A 24,809-nucleotide genomic window follows, 5' to 3' on the forward strand; every position below is an offset into this window, starting at 1 on the left:
GAAAGGCTGGTTAGCCTCCTGAATGACGAACGGCCCGATCGCAAATACGACCGGGCCGTCAAAGCGACACCGAAGCGCTACGCCGTTCGCGTCATTAAGAAATCACCTTAACTGAACGGCATTAGGCGCAAGCGCCGGTTTTTTCTGTTGGATGACAGCGATTACTTCGCGTTCATCAGCGCCACGGTGGTGTCCAGCATGCGGTTCGAGAAACCCCACTCGTTGTCGTACCACGACGATACCTTGACCAGGCGGCCCGAGACCTTGGTCAGCGTCGAATCGAAGTTCGACGATGCCGGGTTGTGGTTGAAGTCGATCGATACCAGCGGCTCGGTCTGGTAAGTCAGGATGCCTTCCAGCGGACCTGCGGCAGCAGCGGCCTTCATCAGCTCGTTGACTTCTTCCACCGTCGTATCGCGTTTGGCGATGAAGGTCAGGTCGACCAGCGAGACGTTGATGGTGGGTACGCGGATCGCGAAACCGTCCAGCTTGCCGTTCAGCTCAGGCAGCACCAGGCCAACCGCGGCGGCAGCGCCGGTCTTGGTCGGGATCATGCTCATGGTGGCGGAACGCGCGCGGCGCAGGTCTTCGTGCATCACGTCCGACAGTACCTGGTCGTTGGTGTAGGCGTGGACGGTGGTCATCAGGCCGGTTTCGATGCCGATCGCGTCGTTCAGCGGCTTGACCAGCGGGGCCAGGCAGTTGGTGGTGCACGATGCGTTCGAGATCACGGTGTCGGTCGACTTCAGCACGTCCTGGTTGACGCCGAACACGATGGTCGCGTCGACGTCCTTGCCGCCCGGCGCCGAGATGATGACTTTCTTGGCGCCGCCTTTCAGGTGGGCCGCCGCCTTTTCCTTGGTGGTGAAGAAGCCGGTGCACTCGAGCACGACGTCCACACCCAGCTCGCCCCATGGGATCTCAGCCGGGTTGCGCTGTGCGAATACGCGGATCGGGTCGCCGTTGACGATCATGTTGTCGCCTTCGACCGTCACGGTGCCCGGGAACTTGCCGTGCGCGGTGTCGTAGCGGGTCAGGTGGGCGTTCGACTTGGCGTCGCCGAGGTCGTTGATCGCAACGATCTGGATGTCCTGCTTTTTGCCGCCTTCATAGAAGGCGCGCAGCACATTGCGGCCAATGCGGCCATAACCGTTGATTGCTACTTTGATCGTCATACTCTACTCCTGATTAAAAGAAAAGAAGGGCGAGGCGCAGGCGCCAGCCGGCGCCCGCGCACTACAGGCAGACTTAAGCGGCCAGGACGAGCTTGGCCTTGGCGACCACGTTGTCGACGGTGAAGCCGAAGTGCTTGAACAGCACCGGCGCCGGCGCCGATTCGCCGAAGGTGTCGATACCCACCACAGCGCCTTCGAGGCCGACGTATTTATACCAAAAATCGGTGACGCCGGCTTCGATAGCAACACGCGGGATGCCGCGCGTCAAAACGCTGGCCTTGTAAGCGGCGTCCTGGCGATCGAACACGTCGGTCGACGGCATCGATACCACGCGCACCGGCGTGCCTTCAGCTTCCAGCACGGCAGCGGCTTTGAGCGCCAGTTCGATTTCCGAACCGGTGGCGATCAAAATGACCTTTGCGTTGGCGGCGTCGCGCAGCACGTAGCCGCCGCGCGCGATGTTGGCGACCTGCTCGGCGCTGCGTTCGACGAACGGCAGGTTCTGGCGCGAGAAGATCAGGGTTGCCGGGCCGTCCTTGCGCTGCACTGCCGCGCCCCATGCGACCATCGATTCGGTGGTGTCGCATGGACGCCAGTTGTCCAGGTTAGGGATCAGGCGCAGCGACGATACGTGCTCGACCGACTGGTGGGTCGGGCCGTCTTCGCCCAGGCCGATCGAGTCGTGGGTGAACACGAACACCGAGCGCAGCTTCATCAGCGCAGCCATGCGCAGCGCGTTGCGGCTGTAGTCCGAGAAGGTCAGGAAGGTCGCGCCGAACGGGATGTAGCCGCCATGCAGGGCGACGCCGTTCATGATCGCGCTCATGCCGAACTCGCGCACGCCATAGTTGATGTGGTTGCCCGGCTGGCCGGAACGGACCGCGACGATCTCTTTCCAGTTGGTCAGGTTCGAACCGGTCAGGTCGGCCGAGCCGCCCAGGAATTCAGGCAGCACAGGGGCCAGCGCCTGGATGGCGTTCTGGCTTGCCTTGCGGGTTGCGATGGTTTCTTTCTTGTCGACGGTCGCGGCGATAGCCTGGTCCAGCACTTGCTGGAAGTTGGCCGGCAGGTCGCCCTTCATGCGGCGCTCGAGTTCAGCTGCCAGCTCAGGGAATTGCGCGCGGTAGCCTTCGAACTTCGCATTCCAGTCGCCTTCGACCGCGGCGCCCTGCTGCTTGGCGTCCCATGCTTCGTAGATCGGCGCAGGGATGTCGAACGGGACCGCATCCCAAACCAGGTGTTCGCGCACTGCCGCGCATTCTGCGTCGCCGAGCGCCGCGCCGTGGACCTTGTCGCCGCCCTGCAGGTTTGGCGAGCCCTTGCCGATGATGGTCTTGCAGCAGATCAGGGTCGGCTTGTCCGACTTCTTCGCTTGTGCGATGGCCGCATCGACTGCCGCCACGTCGTGGCCGTCGACGTCCGGGATCACGTTCCAGCCGTAGGCTTCGAAACGCTTCGGGGTGTCGTCGGTGAACCAGCCTTCCACCTTGCCGTCGATCGAGATGCCGTTGTCGTCGTACAGGGCGATCAGCTTGTTCAGGCCGAGGGTGCCCGCCAGCGAGCACACTTCGTGCGAGATGCCTTCCATCAGGCAGCCGTCGCCGAGGAATGCGTAGGTGTAGTGGTCGACCACGTCGTAGCCAGGCTTGTTGAATTCAGCCGCCAGCAGCCACTCCGACAGCGCCATGCCGACCGCGTTGGCGATACCCTGGCCGAGCGGGCCGGTGGTGGTCTCGATGCCTGGCGTGATGTCGACTTCCGGGTGGCCCGGGGTCTTCGAATGCAGCTGGCGGAAGTTGCGGATGTCGTCCATCGACAGGTCGTAGCCGGCCAGGTGCAACAGCGCGTAGTGCAGCATCGAGCCGTGCCCGTTGGACAGCAGGAAACGGTCGCGGTTGACCCACTTCGGATTCGCCGGGTTGTGCTTGTAGTGCCCTGCCCACAGCGCAACGGCGATTTCAGCCATGCCCATTGGCATGCCAGGGTGGCCGGAATTGGCTTTTTGAACAGCGTCCATTGCCAGTGCGCGGATCGCGTTGGCCATCAGGGTGGTAGGGAGCGTAGGTTTCATGGATTGAATCAGTGAGGTCTAGGATTGGGAATGCGGTGCAGGCCGTGCTTGCTTAACCAAGTATTTTACCAGAGCGGGGTGGCGCCGAATTAAAATGCCTTCATTTCCACCAATAAGTTGCAGGATTTTCATGCCGCGTTTCTATTGCCCCGAGCCACTTGGCGTCGGCGCCACCATCGCCCTGCCCGAGGCAGTCGCCCACCACGTGCACGTCGTGCGCCTGCAGCCAGGTGACGAACTGTGCCTGTTCGATGGGGCCGGCGGCGAGTACCGGGCGACCCTGTCCAGCGTCGAGAAACGCCGGGCGACGGCCACGATCGTCACCCACGACCCGCGTGAGGCGGAGCTGCCTTACCAGGTGACCCTGGCGCAGGCCCTGCCCGAAGGCACGAAAATGGACTGGATTATTGAAAAGGCGGTGGAACTGGGCGTGAGCGCCATCCAGCCGCTGGCTGCCAGGCGCTGCGTGGTCAAGCTGTCGGGCGAACGCGCGGGCAAGAAGCAGGATCACTGGCAGGCGGTGATCGTGGCGGCGTCCGAGCAAAGCGGACGCAACCGGCTGGCCAGGCTTGGTGAACTGACCGACTTCGAGCGCTGGATCGGCAGCGGGGAAATGTCGAACTGTATCTTGCTGACGCCGCGCGCCACCCAGTCGCTGGCCGACTGGACCCGCGCTGTGCCGCCGCAGGCGGTCAGCCTGATGATCGGGCCGGAAGGGGGTTATACGCAGCAGGAAGAAGATGCGGCGATCCAGCGCGGGGCGATTGCGCTGTCGATGGGGCCGCGCATTCTGCGTACCGAGACAGCGGGACTCGCGGCCCTGGCCGCAATCAACGCCGCCTGGGGCGGCATGTAAGTTGGGGAAGCGGCCATGCCGGATCTGGAAACGGGTGGACAATTGCTGATCTACTGGTCCGGGAAGGGCTACCGGACGAAAACGGTCAAGATCGGCGATTAAGGCCGCGTGACCCGGCAAGCAAATTGGCCGCAGTGGCAGTTCGCGCGGAGGCGGCCTACGGCCTTGTCCGCCCTACCGAACCGGGTCCGCATAGATCAAACCCACCGTCTGTAAAAAAAACGCCCCGCAAGTTTCCTTGCGGGGCGTTTTTGCTAAGCGTTAAAGCTTAGAAGGTGTAGCTGGTGTTGAGGTACAGGGTGCGGCCCATCGTGTCTGCGTAACGTGGGTCGTAGCCAACCTGGTGGCCCGACGAAGTACGCAGCGACAGCGGTGGCTCCTTGTCCGTCAGGTTCTTCACGCCAACGCGCACATCCCACTGCTTGCTGATGTTGTACTTGCCCTGGTAGTCGATGGTCGAGTACGAAGGAACCTGCAGGCGGATCGCTTGCGTGATGTTCGCCTTGGTTGCGATGTTGTACGGGTTGGCCGCAGCATCGGTGTAACCATTGCGGTAGTTCAGCGTGAACGAGTTCACCATCTTGCCCGTTTCCAGCGCTGCGGTGATGCGAGCGACGTTGCGGAAAGTGACTTGGTTGTCGATGCCGTAACGGTCCATGCTGTCGGTCCAGACATTGTCCGTACCTGGCGTGGTGTAGTCCGCCTTCAGCATGTGGGTGCCGTTCACGTTGACCGACAGCTTGCCGAACGAGTACTTTTCACCCACGGTGAAGTCCCAGTCGATACCGCGGTAGTGCGAGCGGCCGATGTTGATTGGCGCCTGCAGGAACGACCACTTCTGTTCACCGGTTGCCGGGTTGGTGAACGGCGAGAACAGTTCGCGGAACTTGGCTGGATCGGCAAAGGCCTGGATTTCGCTGACCGACGATACCTGGTTGGTCATGCGGACATCCCACAGGTCGGCGCCGAAGGTAACGGTGTTCGACGGCTCGATGCGGAAGCCCAGGGTGTACTGCTTCGATTCCTCAGGGCTCAGCTCCGCATTACCGCCGCGCTTGACGTCGTACTGCTGGCGGCCCGGACGGCAGAAGCCTGCGTTTTCGGTCTCGAGCGACGGCGGGCAAACGTACGAACCGGAGGTGAAGCCTGCCGATACGACCGGGCTGGCGATCTGGTCCTGGTCGGCAACGCGGAAGCCGGTGCCGTAGGAAGCGCGCAGCAGGACCTGCTGTACCGGCGACCAGCGTGCGGTGACCTTGTAGGTGCTGGCGTCCTGCGAATCGCCGACGTCCTTGCCGGCCAGCGCATCCTTGACTGCCGAGTACTTGTCCCAACGGACAGCCGCGGTCATTTCCAGGTTCTTCAGGACCGGCAGTGCCAGTTCGGCGAACGCGCCGGTCGAGTCACGGGTGTAGTCGTTCTCGGCTGGCGCGTTGAACGCGTAGATGGTGCCGTTCTTGGCAGCCTGCGATGCGGTCTGCACTTGCTGCAGTTCGCGGTAGTCGGCGCCCACTGCAACGCTGGCCGCACCGCCTGGGAGTTCGAATACTTCGCGCGAGCCGCGTACATCGAAGCCCTTCAGGTCCGAATACGCTTCGCGGATCGAACCCTTGAACAGCGAGTTCTGGATCAGCGACTTGGTGGCCTCGCTCTGCGAACCCGATGGTGCGAACGGGTCGAAGCTACGGTTGCTCAGCATCGAGCGGAACTCGGAGTTGAGCATGTAACCGCCGGTGTACTTCTCGTCGATCTTGTACTTCGAGAGGGTCACGGCGCTGTTCAGGTCCCAGCCGAATGCAACGGCTTCAACGCCGGCGACCAGGTGGCGCACGTCGGTGATGGTCTGGCTGTCGCGGGTACCCCAGTCAACTGCGCGGAACTGCGCAACTGCGCCGGTCGCCAGTTCTTGCTGGGCCGGGGTCAGGTTCGGCTGGATGTACTGGTTGTACAGCGGCGTGCCTTTAGGGATGCTGACGTTGACCGGGTTGGCCGCGATACGCGCGGTCAGGTCGAAACGGGCCAGCGACAAGTCGGCGAATGCGATTGCGTTCTCGCCCAGCTTGATGCGGCCGCTGGAGAAGAAGGTGTCGCGCTTCGATTCAGGAATGATCTCGACGGTCGCGGCGAAGTCGAAGGAGCAGAAGTTGGTCTGCGCATCGTTCGACAGGTAAGGCACGTTCAGGTCGGCGCAGGCGCCGGTTGCCTTCTGGAACGGGTTGAAGCCGATCGCCTTGTTGACAGCCGGGTTGGTGAACGACACGGTGGCGTTGGCCGGGACGGTCGAGGTCGAGGTACGGTCGTAGATGTAGTTGACGCCTTCGTGCGAGAACGGAATGTAACCGGTTGCCGCGAAGCGGCGCTGTGGCGCCTTCAGCTGGCGCTGCTCGTCGTGGCGATAGGTCATCAGGACGTTGTAGCCATCTTCGTCGAGGTCGCCGAAGCCGCCGGTGATGCTGGCGTTGGCGCTCTTGCCGCCCGCGTGTTCCGGGTGCACATAGCCTGCCTCGACCGCCACGCCCTGGTAGTTTTTCTTCAGGATGAAGTTGATGACGCCGGCGATCGCGTCGGCGCCGTACAGTGCCGAGGCGCCGTCGCTCAGCACTTCAACGCGTTCAACCGCCGACAGCGGGATCGAGTTCAGGTTGACGGAGCTGCCGCTGTCCTGCAGTGGCGCCAGGCGGCGGCCGTTCAGCAGAACCAGGGTATAGGCAGTGCCCAAGCCGTGAATCGATGCACTTGTGCGGCCACCTGAGTTGGAACCGGCTGCGGTGGCTTCGATGGTGAAACCTTGCATCGCTGGCACTTTTTGAAGCAGGTCGGAGACCGTGGTCGCGCCAGTGCGCGCAATGGTTTCTTTCGAAATGACTTGCACCGGCAGAGCGCCTTCGCGCTGGATGCGCTTGATTGCCGAGCCGGTGATCTCCACTCGCTGGATGACTTGCTCTTGCGCCAGCGCGTTCGCGCCAACCAAGCCTGCCAGCAGGCCAATGGCCATGCGTACCGAACGCACGCCAGATTTCTCTTTAAACAACATATTGATCCTAGTGTTAGTTGCGATGAAAACGCGGGGCCCGGGCCGGGCGGTCTCGCTGCCGCCTTCTCGGCTTTCCAAAACACAATAAAGCCCACGCGCGCAACATTATGTCGTTTCGGCGGCGATTTAGGAAATATGCGGAATAAACTATGGGGAATTTACAACAGATGCATACATTCGACGGCTTGCCGAAGACGGGGCCAAACAAGCTTGGCACAACTAAAAAAGCCGTTCAGCTTTTAACTGAACGGCTTTTTACTGCATCTGCAGATATCTATCCAATTCTCACACCGGCGTGACCGGCCTTAGAGTTGGGTGACGACGAATTAAAACTTGTGGTCGTAGGATACCGAGAAGCGGCCCGAACGTGGTGCGGTCAGCGACAACGGGGTCTGGTACAGCGAGCTGATACGGGTACCGGTGTTGTACGCTTCGGTCACGTTCTGAACGACCTGGCGGTTGGTGACGTTGAACACGTCGAGACGCAGCTGCAGGCCAGGAAGCATTACTGGCTTGTAGGCAACGTTCAGGTCCAGGCGGTTATCCCATGGCAGACGGCCCAGGGTACCACGTGGGGTGATGACGTTTTCTGCACGGGTTGCACCAAGGCAGTAGAAGGTCGCGTTGGGGTAGTTCGGCGAATCGCCAGGCGCAGCGGCGGAGCCGATGCAGCTGCGTGGACGGCCCGATGCCAGCAGCACGTTACCACCGACGGTCACTTCAGGCAGAACCTGGTAGAAACCGTAGGCCTTGACCTGGTGTTCGCGGTCGTTTGGCAGCAAGCCATCGGCGCCGATCATCAGCTCTGGGTAATCCCAGGTCGAGGTCACAGCAACGTCAGCCTGGCCGTTGTCCGACTTGACCTGGCCTTCGGTGTTGCCTTTGTTCTTCGACCAGGTGTACATCAGCTTACCGTACCAGCCGTTGCGCAGTGGGTGCTCAGCGAAGATGTCAACCGCAGCGTAGGTACGCTTTGGCTTGTCGAAGCCTTGGTCTTCCGCAGTCAGGAACACCTTGGTCAGCTGCGAAGCATCGCCGGTGTAGTCAACCATGAAGGTGTTGTCCTGACCTGGGTTGAAGGTCTGGCAGGTGTTGCCCCACAGCGGGTTGGTGATGGCGATCTTGTTCGCTGCTGCATAGCGCTCGAACGGACGCACGTCGCAGAAGTCATCGATGGTCGACTGCAGCTTACGGTAGGTTGCCTTACCGCCGAAGTTCAGGCTAGGCGAGAACGCCTTTTCGAAACCGATCGTCAGTTCGTCCTGGAAGGCTGGCTTCATGTCGAGGGCAGCGAGGGTTGCCACGACTTTGTCCTGGCCATACTCGTTGTTGTTCGACAGTGGCTGGCTCAGCTGGGTCAGGCCGGTTGGCGCGCCGTTCGCGTCAACACCGCTGTACGTGAAGTACTGGGCGGTGAAGGTCGAGCGGCCAGCGCCACGTACCGAGATGTGGGTTGGAATAGGCACCGAGTAACGGCCTGCGGTACCGAATACCTTCAGGCTGGAATCGCCGTTGACGTCCCATGCTGCTGCGAAACGCGGCATGATCTGGTTCTTCATTTCCAGGAAGGTGGTCTTGCTGTCGTTCTGGTTCTTGAACGACTCGCTACGCACGCCCAGGGTCAGCATCACGTCCTTGGTGACCTGGTACTTGTCTTCCAGGTACAGTGCGCTCTGTTCGCCGAACGAATCGGTGACGGTCGAGAACAGGTCCTTGGTCACGTAGTAACCCTGGGTGCCGTAGCCGCCGCCGGTTGCTGGCGCAGGAATGGTCACGCCTGCAGGGCCGTCGAGCGGCGTGTTCGGGGTGTCGGTACGGAAGTAGGTCCAGACGCCGCCACCGGCGCGGATGTCACCGGCTTTCAGCGATTCGATCTTGGTCTGGTCGATACCACCACGGATGGTGTGCTGGCCGAGACGGTATTCCAGGTCGATACGGCCGGCTTTCACAATGTCCTTCGAGCCTGGCGCCAGGTGGGTGCCGGTAATGCCCTGCGGGTTGTTGTAGGTCAGGCCAGGAACGCGGTCGGCAGGCGCCGACGACACCTGGAACAGGGTCGGGTTGTAGCCTGGGAAGTCGTTGGTATGCACCGAATCCGTCTGGCCGTACAGTGCGGTCAGGGTCAGGTCCTGGGTGAAGTTACCGGTGTACTTCGCCATCTTGGTCTTGCCGCCGTTATCATTAACGTTGACGAGGGTCTGGGACGAGGTGACGGTGCCGGTACGGGTACGGGTAGCGTAGTCGAAACCGCTGTCCTCGATGTTCACGGTCGGGGTGTCGCCGATCGCGGTGAACTCGAGGCGGTGGTCGTCGGTGATGTTCCAGTCGACCTTGTCCATGTAGCGCTCGATCTCGGTGTTGCGATCGCGCCAGCCGTTTGCTGCGTTCGAGGTGCCGACGCGGAAGCCGTTGACCAGGCCCTGGTCGGTGTCGCTCTTTTCAGCAGCAGCGAAGAAGAACAGCTTGTCTTCGATGATCGGGCCGCCGACATAGGCGCCGTAGACCTTGCGTTCCTGGGTGTTCTGCTCACGGGCCAGGCGCAGGGTGCCGTCGGTCGCCGCGTGGTACGACGCGCCAGTGCGGGCGTAGTAGATGTCTTTCGACTTCGCGCGCCACGAATCCGGCTCGATCGTCATGATCGCGCCAGCTTCTCAGTTATTGGTACCGCTCTTGGTGATGATGTTGACCACGCCGCCGATCGAACGGCCGAACTCGGCGCCGAAGCCGCCGGTCAGGACCTGTGCTTCAGCAATCGCGCCGAACGGCAGCTGGGATGCGCCCTGGCCGGTCCGTGGGTTGACGACAGGGAAACCGTTGATGTAGTACGAGTTTCCCGAAGCAGCGCCGCCGCCGAAGGAAGCACCGCCGGCGAAACGCGAGTCGGCGCGGGTGGTGTTCGGAGCCAGCTGAATGATTGCTTCAACGTTGCGCGCGATTGGCAGTGCTGCCAGCTGGCGCGCGTTGAAGGTTGCACCGTTGTTGGTGCGGGTGACGTCGATGGTACGACGCTGACCGGTAATCTGAACCGTTTGGACACCGGTTGCAACCGGGGTGAACACAGCTTCAGCGCCCTGGCCGATGCTTGCGTCAACTTCGGTGGTGCCAACGACGGTGTCGCCCTTCATCTGCGTGACGCGGTAGGTACCGGTCGGCAGCGAAGTTGCCTGGAAGCGACCCTGTGCATCCGGGGTCAGCGTGCGGCGCAGGCCGGATGCCGGGTTCTCGATCGTCACTTTGACGTCTGCGCCTGGCGTCACGGTACAGAACAATCACGCACATTGCATGAAGTTGGTTCGAAGGCGATTAAAAGCAGTGCAAAAGGGCAATTTGCCGCAACGCATCAAAAGCCACGCTCGTCATATGCATATGCCGGGTCGTATCTAACGCAGGTAAAATAGCGGGTTGCAATTTAAAAACCCTATTTTTAAGCCTTGACGGAATACGTAATATGCTGCGAATTAATGAACTGAAACTGCCGCTGGACCATACCGAGGACGCGCTCACCGCTGCGATCCTCGGGCGCCTGGGAATCGGCAAAGATTCGCTGCGCGCTTATTCCGTATTCAAACGCAGCTATGACGCGCGCAAGCGCAGCGCCATCCTGCTGATCTATTCGCTGGACGTCGATACGGCCGAGGAGGCAGCCATCCTGGCGCGGCTGAAGCACGACATGCACGTGCTGCCCGCCCCCGACACCAGCTACAAGTACGTCGCCGGCGGCGAGCAGCTGCAGGGGCACGACAGCAACAAGCGCCCGGTCGTGGTGGGCACCGGCCCGTGCGGCCTGTTCGTGGCGCTGGTGCTGGCCCAGATGGGCCTGCGCCCGCTGATCCTCGAGCGCGGCAAGGAAGTGCGCGAGCGCACCGTCGACACCTTCGGCTTCTGGCGCAAGCGCAAGCTGAACACCGAATCGAACGTGCAGTTCGGCGAGGGCGGCGCCGGCACCTTCTCGGACGGCAAGCTGTACAGCCAGATCAAGGATCCCAGGCATTACGGCCGCAAGGTGCTGACCGAATTCGTCAAGGCGGGCGCGCCGGAAGAAATCATGTATGTGAGCAAGCCGCACATCGGCACCTTCCGCCTGGTCAAGATGGTCGAACAGATGCGCGAGAACATCATCGCGCTGGGCGGCGAATACCGCTTCAGCAGCAAGGTCACCGACATCGAAGTCGAGGAAAAAGACGGCGTGCGCCAGGTGCGCGGCGTGGTGCTGGCCAGCGGCGAACACATCGCCACCGACCACGTCGTGATGGCGATCGGCCACAGCGCGCGCGACACCTTCGAGATGCTGTACGAGCGCGGCGTCTACATCGAGGCCAAGCCGTTCTCGATCGGCTTCCGGGTCGAGCACCCGCAGTCGCTGATCGACGTGTGCCGCTTCGGCCCCAATGCCGGCAACAAGATCCTCGGCGCGGCCGACTACAAGCTGGTGCACCACGCCACGAACGGGCGTTCGGTGTACAGTTTCTGCATGTGCCCGGGCGGCACCGTGGTCGCGGCCTCGTCGGAAGAAGGCCGGGTCGTCACCAACGGCATGAGCCAGTATTCGCGCAATGAACGCAACGCCAACAGCGCGATCGTGGTCGGCATCACGCCGGACGATTATCCCGGCCACCCGCTGGCCGGCATCGCCTTCCAGCGCAAGCTGGAGGAAGGCGCGTTCGCGCTCGGCGGCGGCACCTACGATGCGCCCGGCCAGCTGATGGGCGACTTCGTGCGCGGCGTCGCCTCGACCGAATTCGGTTCGGTGGCGCCGTCGTTCAAACCCGCGGTGCACCTGACCGACCTGGCCACCGCCCTGCCCGAGTATGCGATCAGCGCGATGCGCGAAGCCTTCCCCGCCTTCGACAAGCAGATCAAGGGCTATTACAAGGAAGACGCGGTGCTGACCGGCGTCGAAACCCGCACCTCGTCGCCGATCCGCATCAAGCGCAACGACGGCGACCTGCAGAGCCTGAACACGCGCGGTCTGTTCCCGGCCGGCGAAGGGGCCGGCTACGCGGGCGGCATCCTGTCGGCCGCGGTCGATGGCATCCGGGTGGCGGAAGCGGTGGCGCTGTCGATGGCGGACTGACGCCCTCCCCGGCACGATTCGCGGCAGAAAAAAGGCCCGGTTACTGATCAGTAACCGGGCCTTTTGCCTTATTGCTTCCTGCTACAGCCAGCTTAGAACTTGTAGTTGGCGGTCACGTAGAAGGTACGGCCGAGCGGGTCGGTGTAGCGGCCGTCGTAGCCCACCTGGTTGCCGCCGCCGGCGTTGCGGATCGACAGCGGCGGATCTTCATCGAGCAGGTTCTTGATACCGGCCGTCAGGGTCAGGCTCTTGTACACCTTGGCCTTGAGCTGGTAGTCGAGCGTCATGTAGTCCTTGACGTCGCGCGCCATGCCGACCACGCCGCCGATCGCGCCGTTCGCATCGACGGTACGCACTGCCGCGTCGTCTTCGGTCAGCACCTGGTCATGGTAGCCCGAGCGGTAGTTCAGGGTCAGCGAGTTGCTCAGCTTTTCCGAGCTGCGCAGCGACAGCACCAGGCGCGAGATCACGCGGAAGGTGACGTTGCTGTACGAATCGAAACGGCCGATGCTGTACTCGATGCCGCTCGCGCTGCCCGGCACGTCCTGCTCGGCCTTGAGCATGTAGGTGCCGGTCCAGTTGGCCGAGAAGCTGCCCAGCCCGGTCTTGCCGAGGCGGTAGCTGGTATCCCAGTCGACACCGCGGTAGTGCGAGCTGGACAGGTTGACCGGGCTCAGGGTGGCCACCAGCACATTGCTCTTCTGGATAGGATCGAAGTAGATCGAGATCCATTTGTCGGCCAATGCAGGATCGCTGAAGATCTGCTGTTGCGACAGCGCCTGGATCTGGTTCTTCAGCTTGACGTCCCACAGGTCGAGGCCGAACGACAGGCTAGGAATCGGCTCGACGCGGAAGCCGAGCGTGGCCTGTTTCGAGGTTTCCGCCTTCAGGCCGGTGTCGCCGGACAGCGAATTGCCGCTGGTGAGCAGGCCGTATTCCGACGAACCCGGCTTGCAGTAAGGCAGGCGCGGATCGCCGGCCTTGAACGCAGGGCAAGGGAAGAAGTTGGACGAACCGAAGTTTTTGACCGGGTCGGCGATGTCGTTCATGGTCGGCGCCTTGAAACCGGTGCCGTAGGAACCGCGCACCAGCACGTTGCTGACCGGGGTCCAGCGCGCCGCCAGCTTGTAGGTCGCCTTGGCCACGTCGTTGCCGACGTCGCCAGGGTTGCTCGGCTTGCCGGCCACGTCGAAGCTGGTGTTACGGCGTTCGACGGCATCGTAGCTGTCGTAACGCACGGCAGCGGTCGCCTCGATCGTCTTGGTCACCGGCATCAGCAACTCGGCAAACGCGCCCCAGTTCTGGCGCACCGCGTCGAGCGGCAAGGCGCCGGTGCCGCCGCCGATGATCACGTCGGTCCAGTTCGGCTGGGTAGGATTCGGTCCCTGCAGGATCGCCGACGGCATGTCGTTGAAGCGCTGCTTGGTGAAGTCGGCGCCGGCGCCGAGCGCCGCGCGCCCGCCCGCCATGTCGAACAGTTCGCGCGAGGCGCGCGCGTTGAGCACGTCGATCTTCGACTCGGTTTCGTTCAGGGTCTGGCGCAGCACGGCCGGGGCCAGCGTGGCCTTGTCGTTGGGCGACAGTTCATACGGATTGAAGGCGCCCGAACGGATCAGCGCTTCGAATGCATTGCCGCTCAGGTAGCCAGCCACCGCATCGTCCTTCTGGGTGTTCTCGGAGTGGGTGTAGGAGGCGCTGGCATCCCAGCCGGCCACGCGGCCTTCGATGCCGATCACGGCGTGGGCCGCATCGGTGCTGTACTTGTCGGTGCGCCCGCCGGCGTCGTGGCCGCGGTAGTACAGGGTCGAGTTGAGGACGTCGGCCGGGTTAATGCCGAGGGCGGCCAGTTGCGGCACCACCGACTTGTTGTAGGCGCCGATGTAGTTCTGGTTGACGCGGGTGACACCGGTGACCGGATCGGTGGTGATCGGCGACAGCGGCTGTGCGGCAGGCGCATAGCGCGCGGTGTTGCTGAAGCGGGTCAGGACCAGCTCGCCGAACACGGTGGCGGCGTCCGATACCTTGACGTTGGCCGAAGCGAACACGCTGTCGCGCTTGAGTTCGGGCAGCAGCTGGACGGTCGACGCGTAATCGTAGCGGCAGACGCCGCCGCGCTCGAAGGTGTTGGCGCCGGTGCACTTCTTGTTCTTGAGCAGGTCGACCGAGAATATCTGGTAGTCGTCGGCGGTTTCGACGTCGACGTTGGCCGGGGTCGAGTTGACCGAGGTTTGCCAGGTCGCGAATTGCTTGCCGCCTTCGCTGAACTTGCGCACGCCGGAGCGGGCGAAATCGCGGTCCTTGGCGTTCAGCTCTTTCTGCTCGTCGTGGCTGTAGGCCAGCAGCACGTTGAAGCCGTCGGTGTCGAGGTTGCCGAAACCCTTGGACAGCGAGAAATTGGTGCTCTTGCCGCCCTTTTCCTGCGGCGAATTGTAGGTCGCTTCGATGTCGAAGTCCTGCTGGTTCTTCTTCAGGATGAAGTTGACCACGCCGGCGATCGCGTCGGAGCCGTACAGGGTCGAGGCGCCGTCGGTCAGGATCTCGACGCGTTCGACGGCCGACAGCGGGATCGAGGCCAGGTTGACGGCGCTGCCGGTGCCGTAAGGCGCCATGCGGCGGCCGTTCAGCAGCACCAGCGTGTAGTCGGTGCCGATCGCGTGCACCGAGGCGGTCTGGACGCCGCCGCCGCCGCCGTTGACCGAGGTCGACGAGGTGATGAAGCCCTGCATCGCCGGCAGCGCGGCGACCAGGTCGGCGACGTTGGACGCGCCGCTCTGCTCGATCTGGGCGCGGGTCAGGGTCTGGACCGGCAGCGAGCCTTCGGCGGCAATCCGCTTGATCGAGGAACCGGTAATTTCGACTCGCTGGATGACGGAACCGTCCTGCGCCACTTGCTGGGCGCCCACGGGGATGGCCATCAGGCCGAGGCTGGCGGCGGCGCCGGTCGCGAACAGCTGGCGCAGCGAACGGGATATGACTGTTTCTTTGATCATTATTATTAGTCCCTTGAAAATTTTAAAGTGATTGCACTTCGACTTCATTTCCGGTTGTAAAGACAACCTCAGGAGGCATGGAATCATAGCAAGACGATATCAGTCAATTATGTATTGACGATCTTTCAAATAAACAACAGTTTTAACTGAATGAATCACCTTGCATATGGCGGATGATCGCCATAGGGGGGCGGCCGCGATGGACGGCATCAAGGTGGCCGAAGCGGTGGCGCTGTCGATGGCGGCCAAGGTGTAAATATATTTGCAAATAGCATCATCTCTTACCCGAAGAGCATGCGAGAATTACGTAAATACACATACGCTTCTAAGCGTGGTTTTTGGGGAGTGGAGACATGCAGGACGCACAGGCGATGCGCGCGGAAGTCGCGCAACTGCAAGCGGCAGCCATTCATGCGCTGCAGGCAGGCAAGGAAGATGAAGCCGGACAATTATGGGCGCGCGTGCTCGAACGCGACGCCAGCCATGGCCTGGCGCTGATTTCGCTGGGCAAGCGGGCGTTTCGCCACGGCGACCTGGGCAGGGCGCAACTGGCCTTCGAACGGCTCGTCGCGGCCGACCCCGGACATACGCAGGGCTGGATCAACCTGGCGCTCACCCACCAGGGCCGCAAGGATGAAGCGGCCGAGCAGTCCGCCATCGACAGCGCGCTGCGCACCGACCCTTACGACCTGGTGGCGCTGATCCTGCGCGCCAACCTGCTGGAACGCCAGGGCCAGCGCCACAAGGCCGCGTCAGTCTATGGCGCGGTGGCCAGCGTGGCGCCGCCGCTTGCCGCGCTGGAGCCGGGCATGCAAGGCGCCGTCACCCATGCGCTGCAGTTCCGCGACCGCTACGATGCCGATTTCGGCAGCTTCCTGGACGGCTTCCTCGACAACCACTACCAGGCGATGGCGGGCGAAAACCTGCAGCGCTTTCGCGAGTCGGTCGACATCATGGTGGCGCGCAAGCGGCGCTACGAATCGCAGTCGATGGTGTTCCACTATCCCGGCCTGGTACCGTTGCCAATCCTGCCGCGCGCGCGCTTTCCGTGGCTGGATGCGATCGAGGCCGGCACCGACGCCATCCGCGCCGAATTCCTGCAGGTTCACGCGGCCGATCGCGGCTTCACGCCTTACCTTTCCTACCCGCCCGACATTCCGCACAACCAGTTCGCGGAATTGAATAATTCGGAGCGCTGGAGTGCCTTCCACCTGATCGCCGACGGCAAGCCGGTGCCCGAACATGCCGCACGCTGTCCGGAGACCATGCGCCTGCTGGCCGGCGCTCCGCAGCCGGACCAGCCGGGCCGCACGCCGACCGCCATGTTCTCGCTGCTCGCGCCGCGCACCCGAATTCCGCCGCATGTCGGCGTCAGCAACGTGCGCCTGGTCACGCACCTGCCGCTGATCATCCCGGAGCGCTGCGGCTTCAGGGTCGGCAACGAGACGCGCGACTGGAACCTGGGCGAGGGTTTCGTGTTCGACGACACCATCGAGCACGAGGCATGGAACGACAGCGACAAGTTGCGCGTGGTGCTGATCTTCGACATCTGGCACCCTGACCTGACGCCGCCCGAGCGCGCCATGATCACCGCACTGACCGAAGGGATCCAGCAGTTTCGCGATACGGCCGGCGAGTTTGCGCTATAAGCCGCGCCCCCTCCCTTCATGCCGCCCGGTCACTCCGCGCGGCATTTTTTTGTCCGCACTTCTGCATTTCTCCAGGCGTCCCTATTGTCGGGAACCGCCACCTGCTTCCATCCGAATGAGGCACGGGCTGCGATTGACAAAGTGTTCGAGAAATTCCGCCCGCTTAATCGCCTTGTTGCATACCTCGCCCGCCTCTGCATCTACCCAGTGGAGCTGAAATACATCCTTTGCCGTATCGCGACAGGATCGCCCGGGCTATTTGGCTGGCGACGCAGCAGCCGAGCGTTCGCGCGGTGGCGATCAAGACCGAAGAGCAGTCAATCCTCGCGATGCACCGCAGCCGCTAGCAGCTATCCACGGTGCCCGCGCAGCGCTACTCGCGACGAAGGAGCCGAGCATGTGGCTGCAGGAGCTGAAGAAACGGCGTCCGCAAAACGTGGTGATCGTCGCGCAGGCGAACTAGATGGGGTGAGTAGAGGACTTTCACCTGCAGGTAAGTGCGCCCTGCCGGGCGCACCAAAAAAAAACGGCGAGCCTGAGGCTCGCCGTTTTTGTCGTGCTATCTAATTAGATTAGAAGCGCGCGGTCAGGTTCATGTAGACGAAGCGACCCATCGAATCGTACACCTGTGGGAAGGTGTTCGCGTTGGCGCTGCCTGCGGCAGGAATTGCATTGCCGGAAGCCAGTGGTGGATCACGATCCGTCACGTTGTTGACGCCGAACGACAAGGTCATCTTCTTGGTCAGGTTGTACGCTGCGTTCAGGTCCAGGTAGTCACGTGCACCCAGTTGCTGCTCAACTGCAGCAACTGGAGCCGAGCCCAGCAGTTCCTGGCCACTCAGGCGCTCCTGCTTGACGGCGTCAAAGTGACGCCACGTTGCCGACAGGCTCAGGTCCCAAGGCGTGGTCCAGGTGCCGCGCAGCTTGTGACGCCATTCTGGAGTCGAGGTACCGCAAGTCTGGCCGAACAGGCCCTTGCAGTCGTACTCGCCCAAGCCAGGAACGTTCTCAACCGTGTACTTGTCAACCCAGGTGCCGTTCAACGTCAGGTCCAGGCTGCCCATTGCGCCGAGGCGCTGGCGATAGTTTGCACCGAGGTCCAGGCCGGAGGTGCCGATCGAACCGATGTTGGTCGTGGTGTTGGTCACGAAGCCAGCAGGGCCGTTAGGCGACAGCCACAGCGAACCCAGCGCATCACGCTTGATCAGGTTGCAGAATACCGGAGCGCCGGTGTTCAGGCACTGGTCCAGTGCGACGGATGGATCGACGCTGCTGATGGTGTCTTCGATCGCGATGTCGAAGTAGTCCAGCGTGATGGTCAGGTTCTTGGTCGGGGTGAAGACCAGGCCCAGGGTCTTGGTGGTGCCTTCTTCCGGCAGAACGTTCGGGTTACCGCCGTTCAGGTCCGAGTGCTGGTTCGCCGAGTTGTAAGGCACGTTGCCGTACAGGTTAGCTGGCAGGCCGGTGCGTGCGCACTGTGCCGCGGTCGCGGTCAGGGTCTCGCTGCCGATCGCGCCTTCGCACGGATCGTTAGCTGGACCGTTGTTGCCGATCGACTGAGGGTTGAACAGGTCGCGGATGGTTGGTGCGCGAACTGCCTTCTGGTACGAACCACGAACGCGAACCATGTCGACTGGCGCCCAGTCAATACCTACGCCCCAGGTGTCAGCATCGTAGCCGGCGCTGTATTCCGAGCGGCGGAACGAACCCGACAGGTCCAGGTTCTTGGCGAACATCTTGTCTTCCAGCAGCGGCAGGCGGAATTCGCCGAACGCTTCCTTGACCGAGAAACCGTCGACCAGCGCAGGCGCTGCGCCGCCGGAACCTGCCAGGTCACCGCTCAGCGATGCCTCATCAGGTTCGAACTTCAGCTTTTCCGAACGACGCTCGAAACCGAACGACACGCCGACGCCGCTGGTTGCCCATGGCGACTTGATACCGTAGGCGCCGAGATCGGAACCGATGTTGAAGCCAGCGATGATCTGCTGGGTGTAGCCCATCGAGTGGCCGGACGCGTTCAGATAGTCGAGTTGCGCCTGGGTGATGCCGCCCAGCGTGAACATGTTGTAAGGAACGCAATTTGGATCGCTGCCATCTACTTTCGAACGGCAAGCTGCTGCGCCGGTCACCGGATCGCGCACGACGTCGGTTGCCAGCGCGATGCGCTTGCTCGAGAAGTAGCCGGAGTTGGTTTCCGCGTGGTTCACGCGGGCGAACTGGCCGAATGCATCGTAGGTCCAGTTACCGACTTCGCCCTTGAGGCCAACCAGTTGACGGTACGACGTATCCTGGATGTCAGCAACGCGTGCGCCGCCTTCAACGTTACGCTTGCCCAGGGTGACGGCAACCGAGCTGCCTGGTGCGGTGATGCCCAGTGCGGTTTTCCATGCTGGCGACAGCAGTGGGTTGTCGTTGCGCAGGGTTGCCTGTGCACCGAAGAACACACCGCCCGGCGCCACTTGTGCGTCGGTCGTGTAGTTGTGGAAGTTGAACTCCTGGTACAGGCGAACTTGTTCGTTGATGTCGAAGTGAGCGCGTGCGTTAACGCCGGCGACTTTCGATGGACGCTGCAGGAAGTTCACAGGACCGTAGTTGTACGAATCGGTTGCCGCAACGTAAGGACGCACGGTGCCATTGGCGCCGTTGGTGAAGCTGCCGGCGCGGCCGTTGATGGCGACGCGGCCCGATGGGTTGGTGCCCGAACCGACGCAGCTGAAGCCGGTCGACAGGGACGAACCCAGTGCGCATGCGGAGAAATCACGCTCACTCTGCAGCAGGGCGTCGGTTTCCTTGTAGGACACGAACAGGGTAGCGTTACCACGGTTGTCGGCGAAATTGCCGCCGACCAGCAGGCTGGCGTCTTTCGACTTGCCGTCGAAGTTCTTGTCGTCAGGGACTGGGAAGCCCGCTTTCGAAACCAGCGACGAGACGCCGTTGCCCTGGCTGTGGTTGTAACCGCTGCCGTTCAACTGAAGCTCAACGCCTTCGAAGTTGTCGCGCAGGATGAAGTTGACCACGCCTGCGACCGCGCCTGCGCCGTAGACTGCGCCGGCGCCGCCGGTCAGTACTTCAACGCGCTTGATCAGTGCCGCTGGAACCTGGTTCACGTCGGCTGCAGTGCTATTGACGCTACCCGATGGCAGGCGCTTGCCGTTGACCAGAATCAGGGTGCGGTCCGAACCCAGGCCGCGCAGGCTGATCGTTGCGGTACCGGTTGCGCCGTTCGAGATGGAGGAACCTTGAGATGCGAACACCTGGGGCAGGTTGTTCAGCATGTCTTCAACGTTACGGACGCCATCAATCTTGATGTCCTTGGCGCTCAAGGTGGTGACTGGGCTTGCGCCTTCCGTGTTCAGCGTAGGAATACGCGAACCGGTAACTTCGACCCGTTGCATGGCTGCTGCTTCCTGGGCCGACGCAACCTGCATGCTGCCGAGCACCAGTCCACTAGCGAACATCAGGCGGATGGAGCGGGATAACACTGTTTCCGTGATCATTAAAAGTCCCTCGAATGTAATTATTAATACCCCGCCTTGTGGACGGAGCGTAGTCTTCATGGCTTGCGTTAAATTCCCTACGGAAATTACCCGTTCACCACGGCGAAAAACGCCGCACCTTCGTCTTCGACGATGAAGAAGGTTGTGCAGCATGGAACCATAATTAATTGTTTTTTGTCAAATAAGTAAAGATGCGTATGTGTCCAGAAACAACACATGCGGGGGAAATTTGTGCGCGTAAAACGCGGCAACAGCTTACAACCAGCCGGATTTCTTGAATCGGTAGTAGAGATAGCCGCACACTGAGGCCATCGCGATGATTGCCACAGGGTAACCGAAGCGCCATTTGAGTTCAGGCATAAATTCGAAGTTCATGCCATAGATGCCCGCAAATGCCGTCAATACGGCGAAGATAGCAGCCCAGGCGGCGAGCCGCTTGTTGACTTCGCCTGCCTCGATCGCGACCATGGATAGGTGTACCTGGATGGCGGTGGCGATGGTGTCGCGCATCGTGTCGAGGGTGGACTGGATGCGGTACAGGTGGTCGTGGATATCGCGGAAATATTCCTGTGTGTGTTCGAAGCCCGGCGGCACCCGGCCGCCGTACAGCTTGCCGACCTGGTCGATCAACGGTACGACCGCATGGCGTAGCTGCATGACCTTGCGTTTCAGTTCGTAAAGCCGCTCGATGTTGTCGCGCGACTGGGAACCTTCGGTAAAGATGCGGTCCTCGATTTTTTCCAGCTCGGATTCGAGCATGTCGACCACCGGGAAGTAGCGGTCGACCACGGCATCCATCACCGCGTACAGCACGAAGGCCGAGCCCATGGTCAGGAGGTGGGGTTCGCGCTCGGCGCGTGCGCGCACCCCGAGGAAACCCTTGGTGGCGTTGTTGCGCGCCGACAGCACGTAGTTGGGGCCGACAAAGACGTCGAGCTCGCCCAGCACCAGCTCGTCGCCGTTCAGTTCGACCATGCGGACGACGGCAAACAGCGAATCGCCGTATTCCTCTATCTTGGGACGCTGGTTGCCGCGCAGTGCGTCCTCGACAGCCAGTTCGTGCAGCCCGAACTCTTCCTTCATGGTCGCCAGTTCCCCAGGCTGGGGATCGGCCAGCGCCACCCAGACGAAGCAATTCGGCAGCGCAAGGTAGTCGCTGATCGCCTCGACCGAGATATCGCAGAGTTTCTTGCCTTCCTGGTAGGCGACGCAGTTGATCAGCATGACCGTCCTGTAAGCTGTGCAAAAGGCAACAGCTTACTATAACAAGCCCCTGCCTATTCGTCCTTTGCGCCACCTATCCCCAGTTCGGCGATCTTGCGTGTGATGGTGTTGCGCCCGATGCCCAGGCGCACCGCCGCGTCGTTCTTGCGCCCGTGCGTGTATTTGAGCGCCGCGCGGATCAGGGTCGATTCGAACTGCCGCCCCAGCACGTCCATCACTTCGAGCTGGCCGGCGCCCAGCATCCTGGCGGCCTGCAGTTCCAGCAAACTGGCCCAGTCGCCCTGCCCCGCCATGCCCGGCAGCGGCGGCGCGAGCGGGTGCTGCGGCACATCGACCGGCGCCAGCGCCACCTTGTCCCAGCCGCCGCCGTTGCCATGCATGAGCTCGGGCGGCAGGTCCTTGACTTCCACAGTCTGGCCCGGCGCCATCACGGTGATCCAGTTGCACAGGTTTTCCAGCTGGCGCACATTGCCCGGCAGCTCGAGGCTGCTGAGGAACTGCATCGCCGAATCGCTCATGCGCTTGGTTTCGACGCCCAGCTGGCGTGCACTCTGCACCAAAAAGTGGCGCGCCAGCAAGGGGATGTCCTCGCGCCGCTCGCGCAGGCTCGGCAGGCGCAAACGGATCACGTTAAGCCGGTGGAACAAGTCCTCGCGGAACAATCCGTCGCGCACGCGCTGCTCCAGGTTCTGGTGGGTGGCGGTGATCACGCGCACGTTCGCCTTGAGCGGCTGGTGGCCGCCGACCCGGTAGAAGTGGCCATCGGACAGCACCCGCAGCAGGCGGGTCTGCAGGTCGAACGGCATGTCGCCGATTTCATCGAGGAACAAGGTGCCGTTTTCGGCCTGTTCGAAGCGTCCGCGCCGGGTCGCCTGGGCGCCCGTAAACGCGCCGCGCTCATGGCCGAACAGTTCGGATTCCAGCAGGTCTTTCGGGATCGCCGCGGTGTTGAGCGCGATGAAGGGCTGGCTGGCGCGCGGGCTGTGCTTGTGCAGCGCGCGCGCCACCAGCTCCTTGCCGGTGCCGGACTCGCCGGTGATCAGGACGGTGACGTTCGACTGCGACAGGCGCCCGATGGCGCGGAACACTTCCTGCATCGCCGGCGCCTGGCCGAGAATTTCCGGGGTGCCCTGCGGCCCCGCTTCGACGCTGGTCTCGCGCAGGCTTTCCTCCTGCGCGCGGCGGATCAGCGCGACCGCCTTGTCGATGTCGAAGGGCTTGGCCAGGTATTCGAAGGCGCCGCCCTGGAAGGCCGCGACGGCCGAGTCCAGGTCCGAGTAGGCGGTGATGATAATGACCGGCAACCCAGGGCATTTTTCCTTGACGGCCTGCAGCAGTTCGAGGCCGGACTCCCCTGGCATGCGGATATCGGACACCAGCACCTGCGGTGTTTCGAGTTCCAGCGCGGCTTTCGCGTCATGGGCGTTGGCAAAACTGCGCGTGGCAAGGTTTTCGCGCGCCAGGGCTTTTTCGAGCACCCAGCGGATCGAGGCATCGTCGTCGACTATCCAGATTGGTTTCATGTATTCGCGCTTTCCCGCTAAATCGATCTGCAATGGGACCGCTTGCACACCCTCGCCGGGCCGTCTCAGGGGAGCGGCAGCAGGATGCGGAAGTCGGTCAGGCCGGGACGGCTCTCGCACTCGATCACACCCATGTGCTGCTGCACGAAGGTCTGAGCGAGCGTCAGTCCCAGGCCGCTGCCGCCATCCCTGCCCGACACCAGCGGGTAGAAGATGCGGTCGCGGATCTGGGGTGGGATGCCCGGTCCATTGTCGATGATATGCAAGTCTAATGCCAGCGCGTAGCGGACCTTCGCCAACGTCACCTGGCGCGCCACCCGCGTCTTGAAAACGATCTCGGCGTCGCCGGCCGCGATCCTCCCCGAAAGCGCCAGCGCGGCGTTGTGGGCGATGTTGAGCACGGTCTGGATCAACTGCTCCTTGTCGCCGCGGAATTCGGGAATCGAGGCGTCGTAGTCGCGCCGGATCGCCAGGCCGGTGGGAAACTCGGCCAGGATCAGGCTGCGCACCCGTTCGCATACTTCGTGGATATTGACGTCGCCCACGATGTGCGGGCGCCGGTGCGGGGCCAGCAGGCGGTCGACCAAAGTCTGCAGGCGGTCGGCTTCCTTGATGATCACCTGGGTATATTCGCGCAGCTCGGCCAAGTGGAGCGGCGGCAGCTCCAGCTCGAGCAGCTGGGCCGCGCCGCGGATGCCGCCCAGCGGGTTCTTGATCTCGTGCGCCAGGTTGCGGATCAGTTCCTTGTTGGCCTGGCTCTGGTCGAGGATGCGTTCCTCGCGGTCGAGCTTGAGCTGCTGGACGTTCGCGCGCAGCTCGATCAAGGTCGCGCCATTGTCGAGCGTGCTGACGATGCTGTGCACGTGCAGCGCTTCGCGCCCGCTCCGCTCCAGCGTCAGGTCCTGGCGGATGTCGGCGTACTTGTGGGCCTTGGCCTGCTCGCACAGCGCGACCAGCTCGTCGCCATTGGCGAACAGGGTGGAAATGGTCTTGTGCGACAGCGCCTTCAGCGAGCTGTCGAGCAGGCTCTCGGCGGCCGCGTTGGCGTACTCGATGCGCCCGGCCGCGTCGGCAATCAGCACCGCCGATGCCAGCAGGTCGAGGCCGGCGAGCGCTTCGGGTTTCATCGGATGTTTCCGATTTCGCGTTTCAGGGCTTCGACATTCTTTTCGCCGCGGAAGATGTTGTCGCGCATCTCGGCGACCCGGGCCTGATACTTGGCGTAGTTCTTTTCGTTGCCCTGGCGTTCAGGCTCGCCGCCGTTGAACTCGCGGCGCAGGTCGGCCAGGCGGCGCTCCTCGCTGCGCAGTTCGTCGGTCAGGATGGCGCGGCGGTCGTCGTCGCGCGCCTTCTGCTGGGCGTTGTCGACGCGCGGGAAGTCGGTCGGCGTTGCCGCCGTCGCGGCACGGGCCGGGGACGCCCCCTTGCGCGCGGGCGGAGCCGCGATCGAACCGGGCACCTCGAGCATCCTGCAGCCCGGACGATTGTTGTCGGTCAGCTCGCGCCGGCCCTGGCTGTCCGTGCACAGGTAAATGCCGGCCGCCGCCATCGGCGCGGCGCCCATCAGCGCGAAGCCGAGAACGGCAGGGAAAAACCTCGTTGTCATTAGCATCAGCTTAGCGAGCACATGAATCCATGCGGAAATTAAAGTCACCCCGAATATACAACATTCGAAAAAAAACGCGGGGAAAGCCGTGGCTTTCCCCGCGTTTTTTA

The 24,809-nt window shown here is 62.5% G+C and carries 14 protein-coding genes; 3 read left to right on the plus strand and 11 right to left on the minus strand.

Going from position 1 to position 24,809, the window contains the following annotated elements; translation table 11 throughout:
• Positions 1-161 precede the first annotated feature (161 nt).
• Together gap and tkt are read right to left on the minus strand one after the other, a co-directional pair.
• Entirely contained in the window at positions 162-1,175 is a 1,014-nt protein-coding gene (gene gap / locus HHL21_RS20095) for a type I glyceraldehyde-3-phosphate dehydrogenase (protein WP_169469242.1), read from the minus strand.
• Between the two features lie 73 nt (positions 1,176-1,248).
• The gene (tkt, locus tag HHL21_RS20100) at positions 1,249-3,246 is read right to left on the minus strand and encodes a transketolase (RefSeq protein WP_169469244.1); all 1,998 of its coding nucleotides are present in this window, start codon (positions 3,244-3,246) and stop codon (positions 1,249-1,251) included.
• A 130-nt stretch (positions 3,247-3,376) separates the two neighbouring features.
• Between tkt and HHL21_RS20105 the strand changes: the two genes are divergently transcribed.
• Positions 3,377-4,102, plus strand: a complete 726-nt coding sequence (locus HHL21_RS20105) for a 16S rRNA (uracil(1498)-N(3))-methyltransferase (RefSeq protein ID WP_169469246.1) — start codon at positions 3,377-3,379, stop codon at positions 4,100-4,102.
• A gap of 268 nt (positions 4,103-4,370) precedes the next feature.
• On the opposite strand, the gene HHL21_RS20110 is transcribed toward HHL21_RS20105, so the two are convergent.
• The 3 genes from HHL21_RS20110 to HHL21_RS21820 all read right to left on the minus strand — a co-directional run bounded on the left by HHL21_RS20110 (position 4,371) and on the right by HHL21_RS21820 (position 10,393).
• Positions 4,371-7,136: a TonB-dependent receptor domain-containing protein gene (locus tag HHL21_RS20110; RefSeq protein ID WP_169469248.1), complete on the minus strand. Its 2,766-nt coding sequence runs from the start codon at positions 7,134-7,136 to the stop codon at positions 4,371-4,373.
• A gap of 326 nt (positions 7,137-7,462) precedes the next feature.
• Entirely contained in the window at positions 7,463-9,772 is a 2,310-nt protein-coding gene (locus tag HHL21_RS20115) for a TonB-dependent receptor (protein ID WP_229496621.1), read from the minus strand.
• Between the two features lie 15 nt (positions 9,773-9,787).
• Positions 9,788-10,393, minus strand: a complete 606-nt coding sequence (locus HHL21_RS21820; RefSeq protein WP_370659769.1) for a TonB-dependent receptor — start codon at positions 10,391-10,393, stop codon at positions 9,788-9,790.
• 191 nt (positions 10,394-10,584) lie between these two features.
• On the opposite strand from HHL21_RS21820, the gene HHL21_RS20120 reads away from it, so the two are divergent.
• A complete protein-coding gene (locus HHL21_RS20120; RefSeq protein WP_169469250.1) occupies positions 10,585-12,210 on the plus strand; it encodes an NAD(P)/FAD-dependent oxidoreductase in 1,626 nt (541 codons plus the stop codon).
• Between the two features lie 92 nt (positions 12,211-12,302).
• On the opposite strand, the gene HHL21_RS20125 is transcribed toward HHL21_RS20120, so the two are convergent.
• Positions 12,303-15,200, minus strand: coding sequence for a TonB-dependent receptor domain-containing protein (locus tag HHL21_RS20125; protein ID WP_169469252.1), 2,898 nt, complete (start codon positions 15,198-15,200; stop codon positions 12,303-12,305).
• A gap of 353 nt (positions 15,201-15,553) precedes the next feature.
• On the opposite strand from HHL21_RS20125, the gene HHL21_RS20130 reads away from it, so the two are divergent.
• On the plus strand, positions 15,554-16,849 hold the full coding sequence (locus HHL21_RS20130; protein ID WP_169469254.1) for an aspartyl/asparaginyl beta-hydroxylase domain-containing protein: 1,296 nt from the start codon (positions 15,554-15,556) through the stop codon (positions 16,847-16,849).
• A 572-nt stretch (positions 16,850-17,421) separates the two neighbouring features.
• On the opposite strand, the gene HHL21_RS20140 is transcribed toward HHL21_RS20130, so the two are convergent.
• The 5 genes from HHL21_RS20140 to HHL21_RS20160 form a co-directional block, all read right to left on the minus strand.
• On the minus strand, positions 17,422-20,331 hold the full coding sequence (locus HHL21_RS20140) for a TonB-dependent receptor domain-containing protein (RefSeq protein WP_370659770.1): 2,910 nt from the start codon (positions 20,329-20,331) through the stop codon (positions 17,422-17,424).
• Between the two features lie 270 nt (positions 20,332-20,601).
• Positions 20,602-21,570, minus strand: a complete 969-nt coding sequence (gene corA / locus HHL21_RS20145) for a magnesium/cobalt transporter CorA (RefSeq protein ID WP_169469256.1) — start codon at positions 21,568-21,570, stop codon at positions 20,602-20,604.
• A gap of 53 nt (positions 21,571-21,623) precedes the next feature.
• Complete coding sequence (ntrC, locus tag HHL21_RS20150; protein WP_169469258.1) at positions 21,624-23,093, minus strand: nitrogen regulation protein NR(I); 1,470 nt, start codon at positions 23,091-23,093, stop codon at positions 21,624-21,626.
• 65 nt (positions 23,094-23,158) lie between these two features.
• On the minus strand, positions 23,159-24,220 hold the full coding sequence (gene glnL / locus HHL21_RS20155; protein WP_169469259.1) for a nitrogen regulation protein NR(II): 1,062 nt from the start codon (positions 24,218-24,220) through the stop codon (positions 23,159-23,161).
• Positions 24,217-24,699, minus strand: a complete 483-nt coding sequence (locus tag HHL21_RS20160; RefSeq protein WP_169469262.1) for a DUF4124 domain-containing protein — start codon at positions 24,697-24,699, stop codon at positions 24,217-24,219. The genes glnL and HHL21_RS20160 overlap by 4 nt, the downstream gene beginning before the upstream one ends.
• Between the last annotated feature and the right edge of the window lie 110 nt (positions 24,700-24,809).

This window comes from Massilia polaris (genome assembly GCF_012927275.1).
GTDB lineage: Bacteria > Pseudomonadota > Gammaproteobacteria > Burkholderiales > Burkholderiaceae_D > Telluria_A > Telluria_A polaris.

Coding starts and splice junctions, on each gene's coding strand:
- glnL (WP_169469259.1), bottom strand. CDS start 24,220: ATGAAACCCGAAGCGCTCGCCGGCCTCGACCTGCTGGCATCGGCGGTG.
- HHL21_RS20130 (WP_169469254.1), top strand. CDS start 15,554: ATGCAGGACGCACAGGCGATGCGCGCGGAAGTCGCGCAACTGCAAGCG.
- HHL21_RS20115 (WP_229496621.1), bottom strand. CDS start 9,772: ATGACGATCGAGCCGGATTCGTGGCGCGCGAAGTCGAAAGACATCTAC.
- tkt (WP_169469244.1), bottom strand. CDS start 3,246: ATGAAACCTACGCTCCCTACCACCCTGATGGCCAACGCGATCCGCGCA.
- ntrC (WP_169469258.1), bottom strand. CDS start 23,093: ATGAAACCAATCTGGATAGTCGACGACGATGCCTCGATCCGCTGGGTG.
- HHL21_RS20125 (WP_169469252.1), bottom strand. CDS start 15,200: ATGATCAAAGAAACAGTCATATCCCGTTCGCTGCGCCAGCTGTTCGCG.
- HHL21_RS20160 (WP_169469262.1), bottom strand. CDS start 24,699: ATGACAACGAGGTTTTTCCCTGCCGTTCTCGGCTTCGCGCTGATGGGC.
- HHL21_RS20105 (WP_169469246.1), top strand. CDS start 3,377: ATGCCGCGTTTCTATTGCCCCGAGCCACTTGGCGTCGGCGCCACCATC.
- corA (WP_169469256.1), bottom strand. CDS start 21,570: ATGCTGATCAACTGCGTCGCCTACCAGGAAGGCAAGAAACTCTGCGAT.
- gap (WP_169469242.1), bottom strand. CDS start 1,175: ATGACGATCAAAGTAGCAATCAACGGTTATGGCCGCATTGGCCGCAAT.
- HHL21_RS20110 (WP_169469248.1), bottom strand. CDS start 7,136: ATGTTGTTTAAAGAGAAATCTGGCGTGCGTTCGGTACGCATGGCCATT.
- HHL21_RS20120 (WP_169469250.1), top strand. CDS start 10,585: ATGCTGCGAATTAATGAACTGAAACTGCCGCTGGACCATACCGAGGAC.